The organism is Psychrobacillus sp. FSL K6-1415, from assembly GCF_038003185.1.
Taxonomy (GTDB): Bacteria; Bacillota; Bacilli; order Bacillales_A; family Planococcaceae; genus Psychrobacillus; species Psychrobacillus psychrodurans.
The window spans coordinates 1,064,031-1,087,073 of sequence record NZ_JBBOOQ010000001.1; the positions used below are offsets into that span (position 1 = coordinate 1,064,031).

Consider the following 23,043-nt stretch of genomic DNA (forward strand, 5'->3'; position numbering starts at 1 on the left):
AATCCGGAGGTAAAAATGGACTATTCAAAAGTTGAAGATACAAACTGTTCTATTTGTAACTCTAATAGATATTCTATTATAGCAGATAAAGTTCAATTTGAAATGCCTTATCGAACAGTAATATGTCGGGAATGTGGATTCATTTATTTAAATCCTATCCCCGTTAAAAAAGAACTAAATAATTTTTATACTTATGAATATGAGAAGTATTACGGGGTTCCAGTAGAAATAACGGATCTTAGTTATAAAAAACGTGGATATGAAATATATGAATTTATAAAAGAGTTTACCTCAACTGTTAATAAGATTCTTGAGATTGGAGCAGGTGGTGGAGGTAACTTATTAGGATTATCCGAAAAGATTAATACGAACTATCTAGCAGCAGTTGAACCTGGAGGTAGTAGTAACAGAAGCTTGTTATCAGGTAAAATAAATGTTTTAGGTGAGTTTTATGATGAAGAACCTTTAAATATAAAGGAATATGATTTAATCATACTTTCTCATATATTAGAGCACTTCTATAATCCTAAAAAAGTATTAAAAAAATTGTGGGAAGAAACTTCTGATGAAGCGATAATATATATTGCTATTCCGTCTTTAAGTGCTATTGATCAAAAAAAATATTCGTACCATTCTGCACTAGAGGATTATTGGTTTAGAATAGTACACTTGTCATATTTTCATAAACAAAATATTTTAGATTTATTAGAAATGACAGGATGGAATATGATGAAAATACACGAAAAAGGAAATGGAGAGTTATTAATTGTAGTTAAAAAATCTTCGAGTTTAAATGAAAATAGGGAGATTAAGAATGTATATGACTTACATTTGGAAGAAGTAAATTTCTATAGAGATAGTAACGATTTAAAGACTAAAAATAGAAGAGAATCACATGGTTAAAAAATATAATTTAAGTTATTGGAGGCATTTTGTGTATAAAAATTATATAGCAGAAGAGCAAGCCACAATTCTTGATGCTCTAACTATTATTGATAGAAATCAAAAAGGTTTTGTTGTTGTTACAGATACATATAATAAAGTAATAGGAACTTTAACGGATGGTGATATTCGAAGGGCTTTAATAGAGGGGATTTCATTGTCGTCAAAAGTTTCGGAAGTAGTTAATAGTAACTTTAAAAGTATAAGAGAAAATGATGAATTTGAAACAGTAGTGAATATTTTTAAAGATTCAAAGATAGAATTTTTACCAATAATTAACGAGGAAAAAGTGTTGTTAAATGTAGTGACAAAAAAACAATTACATATAATATTGTTAGAAGATTCTAAATGGCAGCCTAATAGAGATTTTAGTTTATTAGATGATGAGAAGTTGGAACAAGAAATTTATAATCGTCCATGGGGATATTATAAAACTGTTTTTTTAAGCGATTTTACAAGAGCAAAGATTATTTGTGTTTATCCAAAAGGTAAATTAAGCATACAAGAACATAAATATAGGGAAGAACATTGGGTGATTGTTAAAGGGAAAGGTGAATTAACACTTGGCGAAAGTATAAAAAGTATGACGAGTGGAGATTATATCTTTGTTCCTAAAAGTTGTAAACATTCAATAGAAAATATTTCAGATGAAGAAAATCTATTTATTTCAGAAGTGCAATTAGGGAGTTATTTTGGAGAAGATGATATTATTAGATATTCCGATATTTATGGGAGAGTTTAAGAAGGAGAGTTATTATGTTTAATAAATCAATAAGAATTTCTGATAGGGTTATAGACTCCCAATCTCCTGTATTTATCATAGCAGAAATTGGAGTTAATCATAATGGAAACATTGACTTAGCTAAAAGAATGATAGATGAAGCTTCAGAGGCTAAAGTAGATGCTGTGAAGTTTCAGTCTTTTTATCCAGAAGAGCTACTTATTTACAATGCCTCTAAAGCACCTTATCAATTACGAACTACGAATAAAAAGGAAAGTCAGCTTGAAATGTTAGAGAACCTAATGCTAACAGTAGATGAAATGGTGGAATTAAAATCTTATGTAGAAACAAAAGGATTAATTTTTTTATCAACACCATTTGAAGAAAAAAGCCTTTACGATTTAGAAAAAATGGATATTGATGCTTTTAAAATTAGTTCGACTGATACGACAAACTTATTATTCTTAAAAAAAGTAGCTAGATTAGGAAAACCTATTTTGCTGTCTACAGGTATGTGTACATCTGAAGAGATAACTGAGGCGTTACATGTAATTAGGAGTGAAGGAAATACGGATGTGATATTACTTCATTGTACTTCAAATTACCCAACGCCAATTGATGAAGTGAACATGAAAGTGATCCCTAATCTGGCTGAAGATTTTCAAATCATAATGGGTTATTCTGATCATACAGAAGGAGTAGGTATAGCTCCATTTACAGTACCATTAGGAGTTAAAGTGATTGAGAAACACTTTACTTTGGACAAAACAATGGAAGGGCCAGATCATTTAGCATCATTAGACAAAAATGAATTAATATCACTAGTTGAGACAATTAGATTCGTTGAGGCAAGCTTAGGTGACGGTATTAAAAAACCTACTAGTAGTGAAAAAGTTACGAAAAATAATATGCAAAAAAAGCTAGTTCTTGCTAAAGAAATAAATGAAAGTGAAATTCTTACGGAAGATTTTTTAACTGCAAAGCGTAGTGATATAGGAATTCCTGCTAATAAGGTTTTTAATTATATCGGAAAAAGAGTAAAAACAAGCCTTTCGATAAATCATATTTTAAAAGAAGACGATATCTATGAATTATAAAACTTTAGCAATAATAGGTGCAGGTGGGCATGCAAGATCTGTCTATAGTTGGTTAGAGCAATCAAATATAAGTTATTTAGAACTTTTTTTTGTTGATAAAAATAAAAAAAAAAATGATGAAGAAATTTTCAATCATACTATTATTCAAAAAGAATGGATAAATTTACATGGAATTAAAACAGAAGCATGTTTGTTAGCTATTGGAGACAATAATTTAAGAAAACAATTATATGAACATTTATTACACCATAATAAAGTAATCATTGGCATATTTCACAATTCTGTTATTTTAGGTATTGGTTCTAAAGTTCACAATAGTACTTTAATAGGTCCTCTTTCAATAGTAGGACCTCTTGTTGTTTTAAATGAAAATATAATTGTAAACTCTGGGGTAATTATTGAGCATGAAACTGTAATAGGGCCACATTCTCATATTGCTCCAGGAGCAAAAATTGCAGGTAGGGTAACAATTGGAGAAAGCGTTTTTATAGGTATAGGTGCTGTTGTAAAAGAAAATATTGTCATAGGTGATAATGTAATAGTAGGAGCAGGTGCAGTAGTTACAAAAAATATTCCAAGCAATTCAATTGTGGCGGGAGTACCAGCAAAAATAATTAGAAAGTTGGATTCAAAATGAATATATATGTTTCCACCTCAGCTATTAGAAATCCTTTTGATTTAAAGGAAGTTTTAGAGAAATTTAATCAACTAAATATTACTAATATAGAATTAGGATCATCGCATCAGTATATTGAAGATTTAGAATGCTTATTAGAAAAGTTTAAAGAAAACAAATATGTTATTCACAATTATTTCCCTCCACTACTAGAACCGATAGCTTTAAATATTGCATCTAAAAATACAGAGATAAGAAATACTTCAATAAATATGGCAAAAAATGCTATAGACTTATGTGTTAAATTAAATGCTCCAATTTATTCAATGCATGCAGGAATGTTAGCTGATCCTAATGAGATTAAGTTTTTTGAAGGATTTGCTTTCACTGAGGAACAATTTGATGAAGATAAATATAATTCAGCATTTTTGCATTTGATTGCTTCTTGCAAAGAAATTAATCTATACGCTAAGAGATGCGGAGTGAAATTTGCAATAGAAACATCTGGGGGACATCCAAAAAAGTTTAAGTATTTGTTAATGACAAAAATTATGGAATTTAGAAAGTTGATAACAGAAGTTAACGATGACAATTTTGGAATACTACTAGATATTGGTCATTATAACCTTGCAACACATTTATATGAAAAAGAAGATATCAACACATTTATTTCAGAATTTAAAAATAATATTTTGCAAATTCATATTCATCATAATGATGGTTCGGATGACCAGCATTTGCAGCCTACAATGAAGGAATTAAATTATTTAAAGAATATTAATAAGGAAACAATTATCGTTTTGGAGTCCATGAATAATTCACCTGAATCAATTTTAGAACAATACAATACAATTAAAACTTTTTTATCGAAAGGGTGAGCTAAATTGGTACAACAAATTAAATACCCAATATCTAGACCCTATTTGACAGAATTTGAGCGTCAAAATGTGATAGACGCATATGATTCTTCCTGGATTTCAAGTACTGGAGAGTATATTGATCTATTTGAACAAAAATTTTCTGACTATATAGGTTCTAAATTTGGTATAGCAATGTCAAATGGTACAACCGCAATTCATATAGCTTTAGAAGTTTTAAATATTGGCAAAGATGATGAGGTGATTGTACCTGATTTAACTTTTGCTGCAACAATTAATGCAGTATTACATGCAGGCGCTAAACCAGTAATAGTTGATATTAATAAAGAAAATTGTTGTATTAGCCCGGAAAGTATTGAAAAAGCGATTACGAGTAAAACTAAAGCAATTATTCCTGTTCATTTATATGGTATGCCATGTGAGATGGATAGAATTATGGATATATCTAAAAAGTATGGTTTGTATGTAATTGAAGATTGTGCAGAGGCTCACGGTGCAAGCTATAAAGGAAAGAAAGTTGGATCCATTGGGCATATTGGATGTTTTTCTTTCTTTGCTAATAAGATTATTACAACTGGTGAAGGCGGAATGTGTGTGACTAGCGATGAAAACATCATGAAAAAGTTACGCATTTTACGCGATCATGGGATGAGCAAAGAAAAAAAGTATTTCCATGAAGAAATTGGTTATAACTATCGTATGACTAACATTCAAGCGGCTATAGGAGTAGCTCAACTAGATAGAATTGAACAAATTCTTTCAGAAAGAGATACAATCTCTAGATTATATAAAACTTATCTTAAGGATGTTGAGGAAATATCGACACAACTAGCATGTAAAGAGGGAACAAATGTGAACTGGTTGTTTCCATTAACAATTGAAGCATGTTATAGAGATACGTTGTTGGAAAAATTAAAAGAACATGGTATTGATAGCAGAGCATTTTTCTACCCATTATCTAGTATGCCAATATACAAAGAGTATGCTAAGGACATTAGTGAAAGCTTAGAGGTTTCTCTAAAGGGGTTTAACCTTCCTACTTATATTGGTTTAACAGAGGAAGACATTTATGAGATTGTAAAAGCTATTCAAAGTATATTATATGAAATTAGGTGTGAATAATGAAAGTGGCATTTATTACAGGAGTAAATGGACAAGATGGAGCTTACTTATCAGAATTTTTATTGAAAAAAAATTATATTGTTCATGGGCTTATTCGACGTTCTTCATTGGAGAAGTTTGATAGAATAGAAAATTTAATTTTGAATTCAAATTTTATTTTACATTATGGTGATTTATCGGATTCCACCAATTTAATACGATTAATTTCTGAAATTCAGCCCGATGAAATATATAATTTAGCAGCACAGAGTCATGTACAAGTATCATTTGAAACTCCTGAATACACAGCAAATACAGATGGTATTGGGACATTACGTATTTTAGAAGCTATTCGAATATTAGGTTTAGAAAAGAAAACAAAATTTTATCAAGCTTCAACTAGTGAATTGTTTGGAAAGGTTGTAGAAACACCACAAACAGAAAAAACGCCTTTTTATCCTAGAAGCCCTTACGCTGCTGCAAAAATATATGGTTATTGGATTACTGTAAACTATCGAGAAGCTTATAATATGTTTGCATGCAATGGTATACTTTTTAATCATGAATCCCCTTTGCGTGGTGAATCATTTGTTACTAGAAAAATTACAATTGCTGCTACTAAAATTAAAAAAGGTTTGCAAGATTGTTTATATCTTGGAAACTTAGATGCTAAACGTGATTGGGGATTTGCTGGAGATTTCGTTGAAGCAATGTGGTTAATGCTTCAACAGGATCATCCTGAAGATTTTGTTATTGCAACAGGTAAAACACGTACGGTACGGGAATTTGTTGAAAAAACTTTTGAAGAGATAGATATTAATATTGAATGGCAAGGTAACGGAGTAGATGAAGTAGGTATTGATAGTGCAACCAAAAAAGTAATACTAGCAATCGACCCGAAATTCTTTAGACCAACAGAAGTAGATTTACTTTTAGGGGATTATTCTAAAGCAAGGTCAGTGCTAGGTTGGGAACCTAAAACAACATTTGAAGAGTTAGTGAAAATGATGGTTCAATCAGATTTGAAAAAGTGAGAATATTGAGGTGAGTAAATGAAAATCATTGTATTATCAGGCGGATCTGGAAAAAGATTATGGCCAATGTCTACTGATCAAACACCAAAACATTTACTTCAGCTATTTGTACATGAAGATAAGAAAGAATCCATGTTACAGAGAGTTATAAGACAAATTACAACCATTGTAAACAAAGAAGATATAATTATTGCTACAACTGAAAAACAATATGAATTAGTATCAAATCAAGTGCCAGATATAACAGTTATTAAAGAACCAGAAGGAAGAGATACATTTGCTGCGATTGCTCTTGGCTGTTCCTACATTATATCCAATACTGATGCCACTATAAATGAAGTAGTAGCGGTAGTTTCAGCAGATGCATATGTTGATTATTCATTTTATGAAAAAGTAATATCTCTGTCCGAAATAATAAAAAATAAACATTACGGTATGGGGTTAGTAGGCATTAAACCGACTAGTCCTACTTCTAAATTTGGATACATGATACCAAAAATTTCGGGAAATTTACAAGAAATCGATAGATTTATTGAAAAACCAGAATTTAATTTTGCAAAAGACCTGATAAAAAAAGGCGCTTTATGGAACAGTGGTGTTTTTGTATTCCCCTTGAAAACGGTATTAAATGAGCTGACGTGTAAAGGTATATCAACTAATTATGATGATTTTCTTAAACAATTCAGTTGCCTTCCTAAACGAAGTTTTGATTATGAAATCATAGAAAATTCACAAAATATAGTAGCTGTTGAGTACGATGGATTATGGGATGATTTGGGAACTTGGGAGATATTATTAGAAAAAATTGAGCCGAAAATTAGTGGGAATGTCACACTATCGCAAGACTGTAATGATGTCTTTGCACAAAATGAGTTAGAAATCCCCATAAAATTATTAGGCCTTTCAAATTTGATTGTAATTGCAACAAAAAATGGAATACTAATAAGTGATAAATATGAAAGTTCACGATTAAAAGAGATATTAGATTAGAAGGTGAATTTAATGAAACCTAAAATACTTGCAGTAATCCCAGCACGTGGGGGATCTAAGGGATTGCCAAGAAAGAATGTATTAAATTTGAATGGAAAACCACTAATTGGATGGACTATCGAAGCTGCTCAACAAAGTAAGTATATATCAAAAGTCATTCTTTCCTCTGACGATGAAGAAATAATAGAAGTAGCTAAAAGGATGCGGTGCGAAGTTCCTTTTACTAGACCTGCCTCATTAGCACAAGACGATTCTACAAGTATAGATGTAGTATTACATGCTCTAGAATACTTAGAAGGATTTGATTATGTAGTTTTGTTACAACCAACATCCCCTTTAAGAAATGTAGAGGATATAGATACTTGTATAAAGTATGTACTTGAAAAGAATATGGATATTTGCGTAAGTGTGACAGAGTCAGATAAATCTCCATTTTGGATGTATTGGATTAAGGATGAAAAATTGACTCCTATATTATCACAAAAACAAATGATCTTGAGAAGACAGGAGCTTCCAATATCGTATGTATTAAATGGTGCGATATACGTAGCAAAAGTATCCAAGTTCTTAGATGTAAAAACATTTTTTACTGAAGATACGCACAGTTTTGTAATGCCTAAAGAACGTTCTTTAGATATTGATGATATGAATGATTTTAGATTATGTGAGATATTATTAAAGAAGTAAAGGAAATAAGGAAGCAGTGATAGTAAGAATGGAACATTTCATATTGGCGGAATAGGGTGCTGTAACCTATTGTTAGAACTGAACTCACTTGATATAAGAATATAATTTTGAAATACGAAATAATTAAAATTAGGATGCGATTCTATGGTGAATACAAAAAATGATCTGGAGATTATCAGCAAAATCGAGGAACTTTTTCCTGTAAGTTCGTGGAGGATGAATGGTGTAGATGTATGGCCATGGATTAGAATGAAATTAAATTTTGAACTATTACCTAATGCAGTTCAAAGCGCCCATACACAAGCATCTGAGAGAGAAAATGGGGCTTTAAGAGAACTAGCTGATGCTGTTGAAAGTAATGATATTATAGATGTTTTTGTATTAATAGATTCTTTCATCAGAATAAAATTAATGGATGATAAATGGTACCATAGATTAACAGGACCATTTCATGAGGAGATTCAAAAAAGTAAATTAAAAGTATCAAATATGGAATATAGTTTACATAAAGTTAAAAAAACACCTGTTTTTGATGAATCTTTTTCTATTGAAAATCAGTTGAATTACTTTTTAAATAGTGTAGATGTAAATGAGCCTTCGTACCTGAAAATGTTTAAGGAAGTAAAAGATTATATAGAGGAAAATCTAAATACCAAATTATCTTGTTTTAACATAGGAGACATAAATTATGAAACGTCAAAAATAAAAAGATTAAGCGAATTTTATGAATATATTTTAAATATTAAGAAATCAAAGTTGGTTTTAATAGTGAATTATTATAATCCTATTGCTTATCCTCTAATTCTAGCTGCAAGAAACATAGGAATTCCAACAGTTGATATTCAACATGGAAGCCAATCTCCACTTATCTATCACAATTGGGATTATACTCCTTCAGAAGGATATAATATTTTGCCAAATTATTTTTGGTGTTGGAGTGGGAGAGAAGCTCAATTAATTAATGAAGGTTTTAAAAATTCTACTGTTCATAAAGCACTCGCAGGAGGAAATCCCTGGTTAGAATTATGGAAAGAAGATAAAAAATTTATTGTAAGCTATTATGATAAAAAGTTAGAAGAGATCATGGAAGAAGGAAAGGTTAATATACTATTAACTTTACAACCGAAATACGGGCTAATTGGTTGGGATGATAATATTCCACATTGGTTATTTGCAACAATAAAAAATTCACCCGAAAAGTGGAAATGGTATATTCGATACCATCCTGCGATGGAAGGAAAATATTTAAATGAAATGGTGCAATGTGAAGAGTTACTTTCTAATTTAATAAAAGATGGAAAGGTAGAAACAACCTTTGCTACACAGGAACCACTTATGGCTATATTAAGAAAAATGGATGTACATGTTACACCGTTTTCATCGTCTATAATTGAAGCTAAGCACATAGGAGTCCCTTCCGTAACTTTACATGATAGTGCAAGGATTTACCACAAAGAAGAAATAAACTCAACATGGGTAATAGAAGCTCGAAATACGAAACAGCTAATAAAGTACATACAACAACAATTTAAAAGAAAAAATGAAAACAAATTACCATTGTACAAATCTGACTCAATTGGCTTAGCTAAAGGATTAGGAATATTGTTAAATAATGAGGTAGATCCGAAGTTTTCTCCAATAAAACCTTTAATCGAAAAAGAATGTTACCTTGCAGATAAAAGATATAATAAAATTGTCGGAAATTCATCGATAAAAAGGGAATTGAAAGATAGCTTTGTTGTAGGAAAAGCATTCGAAGCAAAAGGGAATATATTAGAGGCAACTCAATTATATGAATCCTATTGGAAGTATTTAAAAGATTACCTCGATGAAGATAAAATATCTATACGAGAACTTTTATATCTAAAACAGTTTTTTGAAAAAAAATCAAGTGAGAAGAATAAAATTGAAGTTGAGAATTTTATAAGAAATTTAATAAGAAAGTTTGAGTCGAAGAAAACATACTTATTTAGAATATTATTTTTAAGTAATGATTTTAAAGAATTGAAGATTTGGATTGATAAAGTAGAACACAATTTAGATACTCTTTTCTATGTAGGTAGAATATTAATTGACAACAGTGAAATAGAAAAAGGCATTGAAGTAATGAATAGATTCCTGAATGTCTTTGATAGTAATGATGAATTACATACACAAAGAACTTTTACTAAAGAATATAAGATTTCAGTACTATATTACATAGGGGTGGGATTTTTTAAACTAAATTGTTATGAAGAAGCTAGCAGTAGATTCCTCCAATGTATAGAACTTTCAAATGACAGTCATGAAGGAGCAAAAGAACATCTACTTAAACTTAAGAATATGAATACAACTCTCTCATAAGTTTAATATTAAAAAGTATTACTTCATTATAGTTTTTGGTATTAGTAAAATTGCAGAATGGAGATTTTTTATATGGATAAATTTCAGGTTTTAGCTCTGCATTAATGCTTGATATAAAAAAAGCGTATCAACTTGATGATTTGGAACTCACTTTTATAGAACCTTTTCCCGAACGACTTGAATCATTACTTGAGAAAGATGATTATGAGCAAGTTACAATTTTTAATGAAAAAGTACAATTTGTAGATTTTGAGTTTTTTCTAATCTTATGGAAGGAGATATTTTATTTATTGATAGCTATCATGTTAGTAAAATTGGAAGTGATGTAAATTACATTATCTTTGAAATATTACCGAAATTGAAACCCGGGGTAAGGATCCATTTTCATGACATATTTTATCCTTTTGAATATCCTGAAAAATGGATTTTTGAAGGAAGGTTTTGGAATGAGGCATACTTACTCAGAGCTTTCTTACAATATAATCAGGATTTTATAATTGATTTGTGGAATAATTATTTAATCTTAGAACATAAAGAGATATTTGGAGATACGTTTGAAGGGAAATCTGGTTCAAGTATTTGGTTGCAAAAAAATAGTTAATCATGTGAATTTTAGTTGATTAAATATGATTTTTGTAAATGGATTTAATTATATATACCCATGAAAAGATACATCAGAATAAGGTGGAAACTATCAAGTATAGATGGTTTCCTCTTTTTGTTAAAAAGAATTAACATGAAAAAAAAGATTATTTAACCGATAAAAGCAATATACTTAATATAAATGTTTGCGGAGGTTATATAATGATTCACTTTCTTAAACTGAAGGTAGAACATCTCACTCAAGTTCTCGAGTGGAGAACACAAGCTGATGTGACAAGATTCATGAATACAGATATAGAAAAGGACTTTGACAAGCAGAAAGAATGGTTTAACAGAGTATCGATTTCCGAGACAGATAAATACTGGATCATCGAAATAAAAGGAGTTTTAGTAGGTTTAATAAGTTTAAATGATATTGACACTGTTAATAAAAGAGCTAGCTGGGGTTATTATATAGGTGAAGAAAAGTATAGAATATATGGTGGGATTATACCGACTTATTTTTATAATTATATATTTTCAAAATACGGTTTTCATAAAATAACTGCTGCAGTAATGGGCGGAAATGATAATGTAGTTAAGCTAAATTTAATGCATGGATACAGGTTGGTAGGAGTGTATAAAGACCATATTTTTAAAAATGGTTCTTTTTTCGATATGAATCTGTTAGAACTTTTGAAGGATGATTGGTTAAAAGCAGGTAAGTTTAAAAAAAATATATGCGAATTTGAAGAATAAGAATGGGAGAGATAGTAATGCAAGAGTTGTTAGATATAGTAAATGAAATGAGAGAAGAAGCTGGAAAAAACACTATTGAGAAATTGGAACCTTCTATGGATTTGAGAGATGATTTAGAATTGGATTCGCTTATGTTGGCGGAACTAACAGTTCGTTTAGAAGATGAGTTCGATATTGATATTTTTGAGGATGGAATTATTCAAACAATAGGTGATATTTTGATTAAAATAAATGGTAAATAATATGAAACAAACTTTTTTAGTACATAACGATATCATTTACACGTATGAAAATCTACTAGATGATTTAAATAATAAGGAAATCTATTCCACTTATATATATGTCCAAGATAACAATCCATATGAAATCTTTTTATCGATTATTCATAGTTTATTATATGATTATCCTATCGAAATATTAGACGGAGATTTTTCTGAAAAGGAGATTAACGAATTAGGTCTTAATGTTGGGAATGTATTAATGACAAGTAAGATTACAGAAAGTAGTCATTTCTTACATTTTGACGAGGTTATACAACAGATTCAAGCAATAGAAGAATGGCATTTAACTTTATATACATCAGGTACGACTGGTCGTCCTAAAAAAGTAAGTCACACTTTTCATTCGTTCACAAGAAACGTAAAAAAACATAATAAACTTGAAAATGATGTATGGGCCTTTGCATATAATCCTACTCATATGGCGGGATTACAAGTGTTTTTTCAAGCATTACTCAACCAAAATACGTTGATTTATATTTTCGGTGAGTCATTGAAAAATATACCGACTTTAATAAAAAAATATCAAGTGACGAATATTTCAGCGACATCAACATTCTATAGAAATGTTCTTCCTTATCTCCAAGACGATATATATTCTATAATTAAAAGAGTAACATTTGGTGGAGAAAAATTTGATGCCGCATTAGTAATGAAATTGAATAGTATTTTTCCAAATGCAAAAATGACAAACGTGTATGCATCGACAGAAGCTGGAAGTTTATTCGCTGCCAAGGGCGATGAATTTGAGATTAAAGCGGAATATCAACAACTGATCAAGATTTCTGCGGAAAATGAATTATGCATTCATTATTCCTTGCTTGGAGTTTCACTTCATGTACAAGAAAAGAATGAATGGTTTCATACAGGTGATTTAGTCGAAATGGTCGATCAAAATCATTTTAAATTTTTGTCACGCCAATCGGATATGATTAATGTTGGGGGATATAAAGTGAATCCATTTGAAGTGGAGGACTTACTAATTCAATTACCAGGTGTTAACGATATTCTTGTGAAATCTAAAAAGAATAGCGTTACTGGTGAACTACTTGTAGCTGATGTTGTGAAAGATAGTAAAATAGACGGAAAAGAGTTAAAGATAGCTATAAAAAAATATGCAGCTGCTCATCTACAAGAGTGGAAAGTTCCTCGAATTATTAAGTTTGTAGATGAACTTCCTAGTACAAGAACTGGAAAGAAGGTCAGAAAATGAAGTGGATTATTGTGACTGGGGATTCAAGAGGAGTCGGGAGAGAAATTGCTTATCAAATACTAAATGAAACGGATTTCGGCGTAATTGGAATTAGTCGAACAAGCGAAGAGTCGGCAGATGAACTTCTTGTAAAATACCCTGATCGTTTTAGAGCTTTATCTTATGATTTAGCAAATGTAGAAGGTGTAAAACAGTTATATCGGGATAAGATTCGCAAAATAGGTCCTATTTATGGACTTGTTAATAATTCAGCGATGGCATATGACGATATTATTTCTAATTTAAATATTGATGAGCTAGAGATGATGTTCCAAGTAAATGTTTTTTCCGCAATGCATTTATCCAAATATGCAATCAGAGATATGATATTGCATAAAACGCAAGGTTCGATTGTCCATATATCATCCATTAGTGCGCATACAGGATACAAAGGTTTAAGCATGTATGCAGCAACAAAGGGTGCAATGGAAGCATTCTCTAAAAATACTGCTAGAGAATGGGGAAGCAAAGGAATCCGTTCTAATTGTGTAGTGCCGGGATTTATGGAAACATCTATTAGTTCAACATTAACGGGTGAACAAAAAAATCGAATTTATCAAAGAACTTCTTTGAAAAAAGAAACAGATATTGAAAGTGTAGCGAGCACTGTTCTTTTTCTACTTTCGGATAAAGCAAAGTCTATTACTGGAACAGTGGTACACGTAGATAATGGAACAATATAAGATTGGTTGTGATTACTTGAAAATAATTGCTATTATACAGGCTAGAATTGGCTCAACTAGGCTTCCTGAGAAAATTTTAAAGCCCCTTGGACATTTAGATGTGCTGACTTATGTGACATGCCGTTGTAAGCAAATAGTTGGTGTCGAACAGGTAATTGTTGCAACATCTACATTGCCACAAGATGATGTAATTGAAGAATGGTGTGATGAGCATAACGTTACTTGTTTTCGCGGCTCCGAAGACGACGTGTTGTCACGTTATGTAGAGTGTGTGAAACAATATGAGCCTGATTATGTGATGCGAGTAACATCGGATTGCCCATTTGTAGACTATGAAATGGCATCTGAAATAGTTACTTTACTGGGGAATAATCCTAAAGATATTGTGCTATTAGAAGGAAAATTACCACGGGGATTAGCAGTAGAGTTAATTTCTTATGCATCTTTACTAAAAATAGATGAAGCAGGACATGAATCTCGTCATCGTGAGCATGTGACGTATTATGCTTATGAATTTGCAGACCAGTTTAAAGGAATAACATATAAAGTTCCAGATAATCGTCAAGCACCTGAGTTTCGAATTACACTTGATACAGATGATGATTATGCACTAATTCAAGCGGTAGCAGAGCACTTCAACGATCCACTTATTTCAAGTGTTGAAGTAATTAATTTTTTGAGAAGTAATCCACAATTGGCGAAACTGAATGCGCATATTGAACAAAAGCCGGTGAATTAATATGAAAAAAGTAATTATTCGTACAGATGCATCAACAAAAATCGGTAGTGGTCATGTAATGCGTTGTTTGACAATTGCTCATCAACTGACGAAGCATGGTGTAGATGTACGATTTATGATGAAAGAACTTCCGGGAAATTTAATTGACTTTGTGGAAAATCAAGGTTTTAAAAATGTGGCTTTATTGGAGTATGCGGATTTATATATTATTGATCACTATAGTATCGATGAAGTTTGGGAGCAAAAGTTACGTGCTTATACCAAAAATATAATGGTAATAGACGATTTAGCAAATCGTAAGCATGACTGTGATTTACTGCTAGATCAAAATGTCGTGCCACAATTTGAAAAACGCTATAATGGACTTGTTCCTGTTCAGTGTAAGAAAATACTTGGGCCTTGTTATTTGATTATGCGTGATGAGTTTATAAAAGCCCGACAAAATATGCCTACTAGGACAGGAAAAGTTGAGAATTTACTTATATTTATGGGTGGAACCGATCCAACGAATGAAACAATAAAAATTTTAGCGGCACTTCAAAAAACAAAAGTAACCTTTAATAATATACACGTAGTTGCTGGAGACGGTAATATAAATAAGGAACAAATTCAAATGACTTGTGAACAGCGTGGTTTTCACTTCCATTGTCAAATTGATTATATGGCAGAACTCATGTTACAAGTCGATTTTTCAATAGGTGCTGGAGGTAGTACAACTTGGGAACGCTGTTATGTGGGCCTGCCTTCTTCTAGTACAATGGTTGCGGAAAATCAGCGAATTACAACGGAATATGCTGCCACATTAGGTGCCGTAATAAATATTGGTTGGTACGAAGAAGTTACAGTTTTTTCATATGTTGATTTATTAAATAAACTTTCGAAAGAATCTACTAACTTAATGAAGATAAGTGATAGAGGTCTAAAGTTAACGGAGGGCGTTGGACAGCCTAATCCATGGCTACAAGAAATATTGGAGATGATAATATGATACAAATTGGAAACAAAGAAATAGGTCGCCATACAAAGCCTTTCATTATTGCAGAGATGTCAGGAAATCATAATCAATCACTAGAGCGTGCATTGCATTTAGTAGAGCTTGCTGCTGAAGCAGGAGTCGATGCATTGAAATTGCAGACATACACACCGGACACAATAACACTAGAAGTGCACACTGAAGAATTTTTTATATCTTCCGATCAGAATTTGTGGAAAGGGCAGTCTCTTTATAATTTATATAAAGAAGCGTACACGCCGTGGGAATGGCATGAAGCAATTTTTAATCGTGCAAAAGAGCTTGGTTTATTAGCCTTTAGTTCTCCGTTTGATGAGACTGCTGTTGATTTTTTAGAAACATTAGATGTACCAGCATATAAAATTGCATCATTTGAAAATGTGGATATTCCTCTTATCAAAAAAGTAGCGCGAACGGGTAAGCCAATGATTATTTCAACTGGGATGGCAACTGCGGCTGAGCTTGATGAAGCAGTTCGTGCTGCTCTACATGAAGGAAATGACCAAATTATACTATTAAAATGTACAAGTACATACCCTGCTACCCCAGCAAACTCCAATTTGGCTACTATAGCACATATGCGAGAGCTTTTTAATACTGAAATCGGGCTGTCTGATCATACGATGGGTGTTGGTGTACCAGTTGCTGCGGTGACGCTTGGTGCAACAGTTATTGAAAAGCATTTTACTATTTCCCGTGCTGAAGGCGGCGTAGATTCATCTTTCTCGATGGAGCCACATGAGCTAAAAATGCTTGTAGAGGAAACAGAGCGTGCTTGGCAAAGCTTAGGGCATATACAATATGGACCAACTGAAGCTGAAAAACCATCTCTTAAACATCGTCGTTCACTTTACATTGGAGAAGATATGAAGTCTGGCGAAATATTAACTACTGCAAATCTTCGTAACGTGCGACCTGGACTTGGTTTGTCGACCAAGTATTTTGATATAGTTCTTGGAAAAACGATTAAACATGATGTGAAAAAGGGAACTCCTTTGAGTTGGGAGTTATTAATATGAACGAATTAAGCGAAATGGATGAATTGTTTGATAGACTCTTTCCGATATGTCGGAGCATTACTGGTGATGGTGTACGAGAAACCATTGAGATTTTAGGAAAGTATATACCTCTTACAATGCATGGGGTACAGACCGGTACAGAAGTGTTTGACTGGGAAATACCAAAAGAGTGGATTATTCGTGAAGCGTGGATCAAGGATGAGCATGGTAATGAAATTATTAATATGAAAAACTCTAATCTACATATTGTAAATTATAGTGAACCTGTTAATACTGTGCTTTCACTAGATGAAATGAAAACAAATATTCATACGATTCCTACCTTGCCAGAAGCTATCCCTTATGTAATTTCTTATTATAAGGAGAGATGGGGATTTTGCATGTCTCAAAATCAATTGGATAGTTTAGTAGAAGGGAATTATCATGTTTTTATTGATAGTGAAAAGATTGATGGAGAACTTAATTATGCCCATGCTATTTTACCTGGAAAGTCGGAGAAAGAGATTTTAATTAGTACATATATATGTCATCCCTCTATGGCGAATAATGAATTGAGTGGGCCAATTGTAGCTACATTTTTATATAACAGAATAAAGAAATGGAAGAATCGTGAATTTACATATCGCTTTGTTTTTATTCCTGAAACAATTGGAGCTGTTACGTATCTTCATCAACATGGAGAAGAACTGAAAGAAAAGTTATATTCCGGTGCTGTACTAACATGTCTAGGTGGTAAGGACAAGCCGATTAGCTTTAAAAAATCACGAAATCAGAATGCACCATTAAATGAACTAATGGATCATCTAGTGAACAATGACAAAAAAGAATTTCAAATTCGTCCATTTACCCCACTTTATGGATCTGATGAGAGGCAATATTGCTCACCTGGATTTAATTTACCAGTTGGTCAATTTTCTAAAATGATATACGGTGCGTATGCAGGTTATCATAATTCATTAGATACGAAAGAAATGATGACAATTGAAGCATTACTAGATAGTTTAAATGAAATTGAATATATTCTAAAGCTTCAAGAGCTAAATGGTTATTATATCAATAAAAAACCTTTTGGAGAACCAAAGCTTGGAAAATATGATTTATATCCAGATATTAATGCACCAGCTCTAAGAGGACGCTCAAGTAATAAAGTACTCGATAATAGACAGCAGCTAAACCAAATTCTAACTTTACTTAATTACTCGGATGGGGAACACCGATTAACAGATTTAGCGAAAACCTTAGGTTATTCCTTAGAGGATTATGCAATTTCAATTGATGTTTTAGAGAAGCATAGTTTACTAGAAGGACCTTTTTTTAAAAAAGGAGAAATTCTAAAATGAAAATATTATTATTAACAGGTTCTCATCCAAGACATTTATTTTTAGTCAATGAACTAGTGAAAACAGGTTTTGTAATGGCCCATTTGATGGAAAAGAGAGAAGAATTTTTGCCTCAACCACCTGCTGAATTAGAATCTGTAGACCGTGTAAACTTTATCAGCCATTTTAAGGATCGTGACGATGCAGAGTATCGACATTTTGAAGGTAATGACATGGTTTCAGTTGAATTGCCTACACTAGATGTAACAATGCAACAGTTAAACAGCGCAGAAACGATTGAATGGGTAAAAAGTCAACAATTCGATTTGGCCATAAGTTATGGAGTTCATAAATTAAGTGATGAACTACTAGAAGCTTTAGGTGGAAATGCGTGGAATATTCATGGTGGGTTATCCCCTTGGTATAAAGGAAATACCACACTATTTTGGCCGTTTTATATGCTAAGACCAAATTGGGCGGGAATGACTATACATAGATTATCATCCCGACTAGATGCAGGAGAAATTGTACACCATTCGGTTCCACAGCTGGCATATGGTGATGGGTTACATGACGTTGCATGCAAAGCGGTAATACAAGTAGCAAATGATCTTACTAAAATTATAACCACACTAAAGCTGGAAGAAATTAATTATATACCTCAAAAGGGAAATGGAAAGCTATGGATAGGGACCGACTGGATGCCTCAACATTTAAGGTTTGTATATAATACTTATAATAATGATATAGTTGACCAATTTTTAGATGGGAAACTTACTAAAATTGATCCTCCGTTAGTTTCTGCTTTTAGTAAAGGAGAATAATTACATGGACAAAAGAGATAGAATTTTACCATATGGCCAACAATGGATTAATGAAGATGATATACAAGCAGTCGTTGACATATTAAAATCACCTTATTTAACTACAGGTCCCAATATTGCACAGTTTGAAAAATCGGTCGCTGATTATGTAGGGGCAAAGTATGCTGTAGCTTTTGCAAATGGCACTGCAGCGCTTCATGGAGCATGTTTTGCTGCTGGTATTAGTGAAGGTGATGAAGTTATTACAACACCCATAACATTTGCAGCAAGTGCAAATTGTGTACGTTATATGGGGGGGACAGTAGTATTTGCGGACATAGATTCAAAAACTTACAATATTGATCCAACTGAGATTGAGCGAAAAATAACTAAGAAGACGAAAGCAATTATTCCAGTAGATTTTACAGGGCAACCTGCAGAAATGGACATTATTATGGAAATTGCAAATAAGTACAATTTGATTGTTATTGAAGATGGGGCACATTCTTTAGGGGCTGACTACAAAGGACATAAGGTTGGTACCCAAGCTCATATGACGATGTTTAGTTTTCACCCAGTTAAACCAGTCACAACAGCAGAAGGTGGAGTCATCACAACTAATTCTGAAGAGTATTATGAGAAATTAAAACTATTTAGAAGTCATGGCATTAGTACAACACCATATTCTTTGGAACAGGGTGAATGGTATTATGAGATGATAGGATTAGGGTATAACTATCGTATGACAGACCTACAAGCTGCCCTTGGTATATCACAAATGAAAAAGATAGATAGTTTTATCGAACGTAGAAGAGAGATTGCTGCACTATATGAAGAATTATTAAAGGATATACCTGGAGTAATAACCCCATTTCAATTTACAAATACTGATGCCGGTTGGCATTTATATTCCATTCAGTTAGATAATGAGGTATTAACAAAATCTCGTAAAAAAATATTTGAAGAAATAAGAGCTCAAAATATTGGGGTACATGTACATTATATCCCTGTATATTGGCATCCATATTATAAAGACTTAGGATACAAAAAAGGCATTTGTCCCAAAGCAGAGGAATGGTACGAGCAAGCACTAACTCTGCCTATTTTTCCGAAAATGACAAATGAAGATGTAGCGGATGTCGTTAAGGTCCTACAGGCAGTTATTAAGTAAGTTTATTTGAACTGAACAATACATAAATAAAAAGAAACATATTGATAAAAAAAGATATTCTCTTATTCTCTTTGCCTAAGGAAAGTTATACACATTTAAAAACCAGACAATTATTTGTTACTAAATTGTCTGGTTTTTTATGTTCATTTAAGTAAATAGTCTTAATACATCACTAACATTTTCATTCGTTTGTTTTATAAGCATTTCATCGCCTTTTTGACGAATACCTTGCTTAACGAAGTCCATCATTTCAAGTGCCATTTCTGGATCTCGGATTAAAGATTCTGATTTTTGAAGACTAATCTCTATATTCGATACGTTGTCTTTATGATGTGTTAAAGACTCATAATCAGATCCGGTATTTGTTAGATGTTTTGAAATAATTGATTGGGCATTATCCACTTTTGTTATTAAATCTTCAGCTTCTTCTCTTGTGGATAGTTTAGCAATTTCTAGTCCAAGAGAAGCGGTACTAACGTTTACTGTATCGATGCGAAGAGTTTGACCTGTATTGGCACCTACATGTATGTAAAGCGGTCGTACATCACCTAATATATTTTGAGTATTAAACTCCATCTTATCAGCAGTGTCGTCAATTGATTGCAGAAGCTGATCAAGCTCTGCTTGAGCTACCCCACGGTCTTCTTCGGTCATTGTGTCAGTGGACGATTGCACAGCTAGTTCTCGGACGCGCTGTAGTACGCTGCTTACATGTTGAAGCCCAGCATCAGTTGTTTCAAGAACAGAGAGGCCATCTTGCATATTAAGCTGAGCACGAGAAAGCCCTCTAATTTGTCCACGCATCGTTTCTGAAATTGATAGACCTGATGCGTTATCAGCAGCACGTGTTAACTTATCTCCACCTGAAAGTTTTTCTAACGTTTTCGTAATAGAGGTTTGGTTTTTTTGATATCTGTTTGTAGAAAAGGCGATCCCTGCCTGATTTTGTATTTTCATTCAATTCACCTCCATGTGTAATATTTTATTTACAAAGTTATTATCGGCATATTATATGAAAATTTTGCTAGAAACTGAAATTTTCTAATTTAGTGCCGATAATATATATAAGAATGTAGTGAGCATGGGAGGAAAGCCGAGTATGCGTATATCTGCACAGGCACAAACAAAGGATCTTGCAATAGCTTCTCTATCAATACCAAAGGCAGTAGAGAAAACGACGAAAGTCAATGATACAGAAAGTTCTTTAAAACAACTAATGCAAGCTGAACAACAAGCAAATGAAAAAGATTCTATACCAAAAGAAAAAGTAAAAAAAGCGGTAGATGCATTGAATGAGTTTATGACAGTACAAAATCGTAGTTCTAAATTTGTCATGCATGACGGTTTAGACCGCTATTATGTAGAAGTGGTAGATGCGGAAACAGATGAAGTTATTCGGGAAGTACCACCTCGTAAACTATTAGATGCATTCTACACTATGCAGAAATTTTTAGGAATGATTGTAGACGAAAAGATTTAAACCTAGGAGGTAATTGAAATGGCAGGTATAAGAATTGGTGGACTAGCTTCAGGAATGGATATCGACAGTATCGTAGAGAAATTAATGAAGGCGGAACGTATACCATTAGATAAATTAACACAAAAGAAAACAACAACTGAGTGGCAACGTGATTCGTATCGTGCGGTAAATACGAAACTAAAAGCATTTGATGATTATTTAAGTGATAACTTCTTATTATCAAGTAGCTTTAATATGAAGAAGGTTGCTAGCTCTAATGAGGGTGCGGTAACAGCAACTGGTAAATCAGAAGGTAATGTAACTATCAATAAAATTGATCAGTTGGCTTCTGCAGCTTATGGAGTGGGTACAATTGCTGATGCATCTAAACGATCGAAAACTACAACAATGGCTGATTTAGGAGTAGCTGATCAAACAGTAAAATTAAATGTATTGCAAGCAGATGGGACTATGAAAGAAACATCTTTTAACTTCAAAGCGACTGATAAAATATCAGATGTGGTTACAAAAATTAATGGATCAAACGCTGGAGTATCAGCTTTTTATGATGAAAAAACAGGTCAGATGTCATTAAGTGCTAAAGCATCTGGGGAGAATAAAGCGGGCGGTGAAATCGAAGTCACTGATGGAAGTACCTTTTTCCAAACTGCATTTGGTTTTACTAGTAATGCACTAGCCGATAATGGTAAGAATGCAAAGCTAACATTAAACGGAGCTGAAATTGAAAGAAATTCAAATACTTTTACAGAACTCGGAATGACTTTTACACTAAAAGCTACATCTACAACAAACACTACTCTTACTTCTACTACTGATGTAGATGCAATGGTGGATAAAGTAAAAGAATTCGTAGAAAAATATAACGATGTAATAAGTGGTATGAATGGACAATTAAAGGAAAAGAAATATAGAGATTTTCCTCCGTTAACGGATGAACAACGAAAAGATATGTCGGAAGAAGAGCAGAAACTTTGGGATGAAAAAGCAAAAAGTGGTTTATTAAGAAGCGATTCGATTGTAAGTAATGGATTATCAGGTATGCGAAATTCTATCTATGGTCGTGTTGGTAACGAATCTAATATTATAGATACTTTAGCCGAGATAGGAATTACCACATCGAGTGCATACTCTGATGGAGGTAAGTTAGTTATAGATGAAGAGAAGCTACGTAAGGCATTAACTGAAAATCCTGATCAAGTTGTAAAAACAATTACCAATCCAGGAGAAAAAACGGCAGTAGAAGATACACGGGGTATAGTGAAGCGTTTACGTGCATCTATTTCTGATTTTACTAAAAGTATAGAAGCGAAGGCGGGTAAAGCTACTGTAACGGATCAACAATATACATTGGGCAAAAGCTTAATTGATATGAATGAAAGGATTTCAAAATTTCAACGTCGTTTAGAGGATGTTGAGGCGCGTTATTGGAAACAATTTACTGCTATGGAGTCGGCAATTAATAAAGCTAACTCTCAGTCGTCGTATTTATCACAATTTGGAGCAAACTGATTTTAAAAAGAGTTAAATTAAAGGAGTT

The 23,043-nt window shown here is 32.6% G+C and carries 24 protein-coding genes; 23 read left to right on the forward strand and 1 reads right to left on the reverse strand.

Annotated features, from left to right (window positions below; translation table 11 throughout):
* The first annotated feature begins 15 nt into the window (after positions 1-15).
* The 21 genes from MKY60_RS04925 to pseC all read left to right on the forward strand — a co-directional run bounded on the left by MKY60_RS04925 (position 16) and on the right by pseC (position 20,026).
* Positions 16-903, forward strand: coding sequence for a methyltransferase domain-containing protein (locus MKY60_RS04925; protein WP_340928903.1), 888 nt, complete (start codon positions 16-18; stop codon positions 901-903).
* A 31-nt stretch (positions 904-934) separates the two neighbouring features.
* Positions 935-1,684 carry a CBS domain-containing protein gene (locus MKY60_RS04930; protein WP_340928905.1) on the forward strand — a complete coding sequence of 250 codons (750 nt, stop codon included), beginning with the start codon at positions 935-937 and terminating at the stop codon, positions 1,682-1,684.
* 14 nt (positions 1,685-1,698) lie between these two features.
* Complete coding sequence (locus MKY60_RS04935; protein ID WP_093494216.1) at positions 1,699-2,760, forward strand: N-acetylneuraminate synthase family protein; 1,062 nt, start codon at positions 1,699-1,701, stop codon at positions 2,758-2,760.
* Entirely contained in the window at positions 2,750-3,397 is a 648-nt protein-coding gene (locus MKY60_RS04940; protein ID WP_093494217.1) for a NeuD/PglB/VioB family sugar acetyltransferase, read from the forward strand. Before MKY60_RS04935 ends, MKY60_RS04940 begins: the two co-directional genes overlap by 11 nt.
* Entirely contained in the window at positions 3,394-4,254 is an 861-nt protein-coding gene (locus MKY60_RS04945) for a sugar phosphate isomerase/epimerase family protein (protein WP_093494218.1), read from the forward strand. The genes MKY60_RS04940 and MKY60_RS04945 overlap by 4 nt, the downstream gene beginning before the upstream one ends.
* Positions 4,255-4,260: 6 nt before the next feature.
* A complete protein-coding gene (locus tag MKY60_RS04950) occupies positions 4,261-5,376 on the forward strand; it encodes a DegT/DnrJ/EryC1/StrS family aminotransferase (protein ID WP_093494219.1) in 1,116 nt (371 codons plus the stop codon).
* On the forward strand, positions 5,376-6,389 hold the full coding sequence (gmd, locus tag MKY60_RS04955; protein ID WP_269915642.1) for a GDP-mannose 4,6-dehydratase: 1,014 nt from the start codon (positions 5,376-5,378) through the stop codon (positions 6,387-6,389). Before MKY60_RS04950 ends, gmd begins: the two co-directional genes overlap by 1 nt.
* A gap of 18 nt (positions 6,390-6,407) precedes the next feature.
* A complete protein-coding gene (locus MKY60_RS04960) occupies positions 6,408-7,379 on the forward strand; it encodes a sugar phosphate nucleotidyltransferase (protein WP_340928909.1) in 972 nt (323 codons plus the stop codon).
* A 12-nt stretch (positions 7,380-7,391) separates the two neighbouring features.
* The gene (locus MKY60_RS04965) at positions 7,392-8,066 is read left to right on the forward strand and encodes an acylneuraminate cytidylyltransferase family protein (protein ID WP_340928910.1); all 675 of its coding nucleotides are present in this window, start codon (positions 7,392-7,394) and stop codon (positions 8,064-8,066) included.
* 144 nt (positions 8,067-8,210) lie between these two features.
* Entirely contained in the window at positions 8,211-10,409 is a 2,199-nt protein-coding gene (locus MKY60_RS04970; RefSeq protein ID WP_340928911.1) for a hypothetical protein, read from the forward strand.
* Positions 10,410-10,677: 268 nt separating this feature from the next.
* Positions 10,678-11,010, forward strand: coding sequence for a hypothetical protein (locus MKY60_RS04975; protein ID WP_340928913.1), 333 nt, complete (start codon positions 10,678-10,680; stop codon positions 11,008-11,010).
* A 203-nt stretch (positions 11,011-11,213) separates the two neighbouring features.
* On the forward strand, positions 11,214-11,750 hold the full coding sequence (pseH, locus tag MKY60_RS04980; protein ID WP_340928915.1) for a UDP-4-amino-4,6-dideoxy-N-acetyl-beta-L-altrosamine N-acetyltransferase: 537 nt from the start codon (positions 11,214-11,216) through the stop codon (positions 11,748-11,750).
* 17 nt (positions 11,751-11,767) lie between these two features.
* Positions 11,768-11,992, forward strand: a complete 225-nt coding sequence (locus MKY60_RS04985; RefSeq protein ID WP_340928916.1) for an acyl carrier protein — start codon at positions 11,768-11,770, stop codon at positions 11,990-11,992.
* A 1-nt stretch (position 11,993) separates the two neighbouring features.
* Complete coding sequence (locus MKY60_RS04990) at positions 11,994-13,241, forward strand: ANL family adenylate-forming protein (RefSeq protein ID WP_340928918.1); 1,248 nt, start codon at positions 11,994-11,996, stop codon at positions 13,239-13,241.
* Complete coding sequence (locus tag MKY60_RS04995) at positions 13,238-13,963, forward strand: SDR family NAD(P)-dependent oxidoreductase (protein WP_340928919.1); 726 nt, start codon at positions 13,238-13,240, stop codon at positions 13,961-13,963. The genes MKY60_RS04990 and MKY60_RS04995 overlap by 4 nt, the downstream gene beginning before the upstream one ends.
* A 16-nt stretch (positions 13,964-13,979) precedes the next feature.
* Positions 13,980-14,702: a glycosyltransferase family protein gene (locus MKY60_RS05000; protein ID WP_340931067.1), complete on the forward strand. Its 723-nt coding sequence runs from the start codon at positions 13,980-13,982 to the stop codon at positions 14,700-14,702.
* A gap of 1 nt (position 14,703) precedes the next feature.
* Complete coding sequence (pseG, locus tag MKY60_RS05005) at positions 14,704-15,690, forward strand: UDP-2,4-diacetamido-2,4,6-trideoxy-beta-L-altropyranose hydrolase (protein ID WP_340928921.1); 987 nt, start codon at positions 14,704-14,706, stop codon at positions 15,688-15,690.
* On the forward strand, positions 15,687-16,733 hold the full coding sequence (gene pseI / locus MKY60_RS05010) for a pseudaminic acid synthase (RefSeq protein WP_340928923.1): 1,047 nt from the start codon (positions 15,687-15,689) through the stop codon (positions 16,731-16,733). Before pseG ends, pseI begins: the two co-directional genes overlap by 4 nt.
* Positions 16,730-18,073 carry a DUF4910 domain-containing protein gene (locus tag MKY60_RS05015; RefSeq protein ID WP_340928924.1) on the forward strand — a complete coding sequence of 448 codons (1,344 nt, stop codon included), beginning with the start codon at positions 16,730-16,732 and terminating at the stop codon, positions 18,071-18,073. The genes pseI and MKY60_RS05015 overlap by 4 nt, the downstream gene beginning before the upstream one ends.
* Positions 18,070-18,876, forward strand: coding sequence for a formyltransferase family protein (locus tag MKY60_RS05020; RefSeq protein ID WP_340928926.1), 807 nt, complete (start codon positions 18,070-18,072; stop codon positions 18,874-18,876). The genes MKY60_RS05015 and MKY60_RS05020 overlap by 4 nt, the downstream gene beginning before the upstream one ends.
* 4 nt (positions 18,877-18,880) lie before the next feature.
* Entirely contained in the window at positions 18,881-20,026 is a 1,146-nt protein-coding gene (pseC, locus tag MKY60_RS05025; protein ID WP_340928929.1) for a UDP-4-amino-4,6-dideoxy-N-acetyl-beta-L-altrosamine transaminase, read from the forward strand.
* 147 nt (positions 20,027-20,173) lie between these two features.
* On the opposite strand, the gene MKY60_RS05030 is transcribed toward pseC, so the two are convergent.
* A complete protein-coding gene (locus MKY60_RS05030) occupies positions 20,174-20,983 on the reverse strand; it encodes a flagellin N-terminal helical domain-containing protein (protein ID WP_340928931.1) in 810 nt (269 codons plus the stop codon).
* 142 nt (positions 20,984-21,125) lie between these two features.
* On the opposite strand from MKY60_RS05030, the gene MKY60_RS05035 reads away from it, so the two are divergent.
* Positions 21,126-21,506 carry a flagellar protein FlaG gene (locus MKY60_RS05035; protein WP_340928933.1) on the forward strand — a complete coding sequence of 127 codons (381 nt, stop codon included), beginning with the start codon at positions 21,126-21,128 and terminating at the stop codon, positions 21,504-21,506.
* 18 nt (positions 21,507-21,524) lie between these two features.
* Positions 21,525-23,015, forward strand: coding sequence for a flagellar hook-associated protein 2 (locus MKY60_RS05040; protein ID WP_340928935.1), 1,491 nt, complete (start codon positions 21,525-21,527; stop codon positions 23,013-23,015).
* Positions 23,016-23,043: the final 28 nt, after the last annotated feature.